Source organism: Mesorhizobium sp. M4A.F.Ca.ET.022.05.2.1 (assembly GCF_003998845.1).
Lineage (GTDB): Bacteria > Pseudomonadota > Alphaproteobacteria > Rhizobiales > Rhizobiaceae > Mesorhizobium.
The window spans coordinates 1-2,727 of sequence record NZ_RZOJ01000589.1; the positions used below are offsets into that span (position 1 = coordinate 1).

Below are 2,727 nucleotides of genomic sequence, written 5' to 3' on the forward strand. Positions count from 1 at the left end.
CTAAAAGGCAGGAAGGGGGGCTCACCACAAAAACGGGAGGAAAGCATGAATGCCATGAGCTTCACCACCCTTGAGGGCGGCAAGACGACGCTCGACGCCGCGGCCCTTGATGCCCTTTCGGCTCGGATACGCGGCACCGCGCTGCGGGAAGGCGACGCGGCCTACGACGACATGCGCAGCATCTGGAACAGCATGATCGACCGGCGGCCCGCGCTGATCGTATGCTGCGTTGGTGCATCCGATGTCGTTACCGCCGTGAATTTCGCGCGGGAAAACAAGCTCCTCGTCTCCGTGCGTGGCGGCGGCCACAACATTGCCGGCAGCGCCGTCTGCGACGGCGGCCTGATGCTCGATCTGTCGCTGATGAAGTCGGTGCGGGTCGATGTCGCGGCACGGCGAGCCTGGGTCGGGCCCGGCGCCACGCTTGCCGATGTCGACAGGGAGACGCAGGCCTTCGGGCTTGCGATGCCAGTCGGCATCAATTCGACCACCGGCATTGCCGGCCTGACGTTGGGCGGCGGCTTCGGCTGGATCACCCGCAAATTCGGGCTGACCATCGACAATCTCGTTTCCGCTGACGTGGTCACCGCCGACGGAAAATTGCTGCGCGCCAGCCAGAACGAAAATCCCGACCTGTTCTGGGCGCTGCGCGGCGGCGGCGGCAATTTCGGCGTCGTCACGGCGTTCGAGTTTCAGCTCCATGAGTTCGGGCCGCAAGTGCTGTCGGGGCTTGTCGTCCATCCCTTCGCCGATGCCGGGAAAGTGCTGCGGGAATATAAGCAGGCGCTGGAAGATGCACCCGACGAACTGACCTGCTGGGTGGTCATGCGGCAAGCGCCGCCGCTGCCCTTCCTGCCGGCCGAATGGCACGGCAAGGAGGTGCTGGTGCTGGCCATGTGCTATTGCGGCGACATCGAGACCGGCGAAAAGGCGACCCGGAAGCTGCGCGCCATCGGCTCGCCGATCGCCGACGTCGTCGGTGTCAATCCGTTCACCGGCTGGCAGCAGGCCTTCGACCCGCTGCTTACGCCCGGCGCCCGCAACTACTGGAAGAGCCATGACTTCACCGAGCTTTCCGACGGCGCGGTCGAGGTCACCACGGCGGCGATTGCGAGGCTTCCGGGTCCCGAATGCGAGATATTCTTCGGCCATGTCGGCGGGGTGGCGGGCCGCGTCGAAGCGGATGCCACCGCGTTTCCGCAGCGCAGCTCGCATTTCGTCATGAACGTCCATGCCCGCTGGCGCGAGCCGGCAATGGACAAGGCCTGCATCGATTGGGCTCGCGGTATCTACGAGGCGACACGGCCTTACGCCGTCGGCACGGCCTATGTGAACTTCATGCCGGAGGACGAGACCGACCGGATCGAAGCGGCCTATGGCGGCAACTATCGCCGGTTGCTGGAGATCAAGCAGCGCTACGACCCGCAAAACCTGTTCCGCATGAACCAGAACCTGCGCCCTAAGGAAGGTCTGCGGGCGGCGTGAGACAAGCATCCCTCGGCGACGGCGTGGACAACCGCGCCGTCGCGGACATGGCTTCAGCCGATTATCGCCGGCGTATCGTCATAGCTCAGCGACACCAGCTCCGGGTGGCGGTGAGCGAGCGCGAGGATTTGTGTTTCCAACTCGCAATTGTAGGCCATCAGCGCCTTCACCGTCTCCAGCGGGCTCGCGTAGCGGGCGATCAGCTTCTCGGCCTCGGCCTGCAATTCAGCCTGCGCTTCGGCGTCGAGATGCAGGATGCTCATTGCCGCCTCCTTGAAACCTGCAGCGCATCGAGCTGTTCCTGAAGGTGCCCGTTGAGCACGATCATCTCCTTCAGCGCCTTCATGGGGTCGCCCTTGTGGAGCGCGATGAACTTGTCGGCCACAGCCTGAAGCGCGGCCTCCTGGCGGCCGTCCAGTGTCACGATCTGGTCCATCCCGGCTGCTCCTCATACGTTATGTGCGCAGTGAACAAAAAGGGAACAAAAATGTCAAGGGCGAATTGACCAAACGAGGAATGCGTTCCTATTATTAGTCATGCCTGATACTGACGGAAGACGAAAGCGCGGCGGCGGGCGGCGGCTCAGCAATGCCCACGAGATCGGGCAACTCGTGCTCGTCCGCTGCGGACTCTGCAACGTCAAGCGTTGGTATCAGCCCGACGATCTGCTGAAGATTTTCGGCGACATCGAACCTGACCTCGTGGGCAGCAAGATGCGCTGCGAGCGCTGCGGCAAGAACGAATTCATGCACGCCGAGACGCAGAGCCCGACGGCGGGGGAGAGGCAAGGCATTCGGGTGAGAAGGCTTGCCGAAATAAGGACGGTGCGGCGGGTCGTGTGGCGGGATGAGCAATAAAGGGGTCGGCCATTTGCCGGCTTTGGTTTCTAAAACAAAGACCCCTGCGCCGGCGGCTCGGCGGGAAACTTGATCTGCGTCGCCGGCTTCTCCACGATCACCAGCGCGTCGTCAGGCGCTGGCCGCTGCAGCTTCCGCGCCTCCGGCCATGGCGCGGTCAGCCACGTCTCGGTCTCCTCCGGGGTGGTCAGGATCACCGGCATCGCCTTCTCGTGGATCGGCGCGATCAGCGCATTGGGCCTGGTGGTCAGGAAGCCGTAGAGCTGGTGGTCGCCCGGCCCTTCCTTGACCTTGCGCACGCCCTGCCAGGGCGTCCACAGGCCGGCGAAGAAGAACAGCGGTCGATCTTCGCCGCGCGCGAACCAGAAGTTCTTCTGCACGCCGG

5 protein-coding genes are annotated in these 2,727 nt (G+C 64.0%); 2 read left to right on the forward strand and 3 right to left on the reverse strand.

Going from position 1 to position 2,727, the window contains the following annotated elements; all coding sequences use genetic code 11:
- Window positions 1-45: 45 nt before the first annotated feature.
- The gene (locus EN745_RS33195; RefSeq protein WP_126055471.1) at window positions 46-1,485 is read left to right on the forward strand and encodes an FAD-binding oxidoreductase; all 1,440 of its coding nucleotides are present in this window, start codon (window positions 46-48) and stop codon (window positions 1,483-1,485) included.
- Window positions 1,486-1,538: 53 nt separating this feature from the next.
- On the opposite strand, the gene EN745_RS33200 is transcribed toward EN745_RS33195, so the two are convergent.
- Together EN745_RS33200 and EN745_RS33205 are read right to left on the reverse strand one after the other, a co-directional pair.
- On the reverse strand, window positions 1,539-1,748 hold the full coding sequence (locus tag EN745_RS33200) for a hypothetical protein (protein ID WP_126055470.1): 210 nt from the start codon (window positions 1,746-1,748) through the stop codon (window positions 1,539-1,541).
- On the reverse strand, window positions 1,745-1,921 hold the full coding sequence (locus EN745_RS33205) for a hypothetical protein (RefSeq protein ID WP_126055469.1): 177 nt from the start codon (window positions 1,919-1,921) through the stop codon (window positions 1,745-1,747). Before EN745_RS33205 ends, EN745_RS33200 begins: the two co-directional genes overlap by 4 nt.
- 100 nt (window positions 1,922-2,021) lie before the next feature.
- On the opposite strand from EN745_RS33205, the gene EN745_RS33210 reads away from it, so the two are divergent.
- On the forward strand, window positions 2,022-2,342 hold the full coding sequence (locus EN745_RS33210; protein WP_127406964.1) for a hypothetical protein: 321 nt from the start codon (window positions 2,022-2,024) through the stop codon (window positions 2,340-2,342).
- A gap of 29 nt (window positions 2,343-2,371) precedes the next feature.
- On the opposite strand, the gene EN745_RS33215 is transcribed toward EN745_RS33210, so the two are convergent.
- On the reverse strand, window positions 2,372-2,727 hold a 356-nt coding region (locus tag EN745_RS33215; RefSeq protein WP_189363239.1), incomplete at its 5' end, for an SOS response-associated peptidase family protein.

Coding starts and splice junctions, on each gene's coding strand:
- EN745_RS33195 (WP_126055471.1), top strand. CDS start 46: ATGAATGCCATGAGCTTCACCACCCTTGAGGGCGGCAAGACGACGCTC.
- EN745_RS33200 (WP_126055470.1), bottom strand. CDS start 1,748: ATGAGCATCCTGCATCTCGACGCCGAAGCGCAGGCTGAATTGCAGGCC.
- EN745_RS33205 (WP_126055469.1), bottom strand. CDS start 1,921: ATGGACCAGATCGTGACACTGGACGGCCGCCAGGAGGCCGCGCTTCAG.
- EN745_RS33210 (WP_127406964.1), top strand. CDS start 2,022: ATGCCTGATACTGACGGAAGACGAAAGCGCGGCGGCGGGCGGCGGCTC.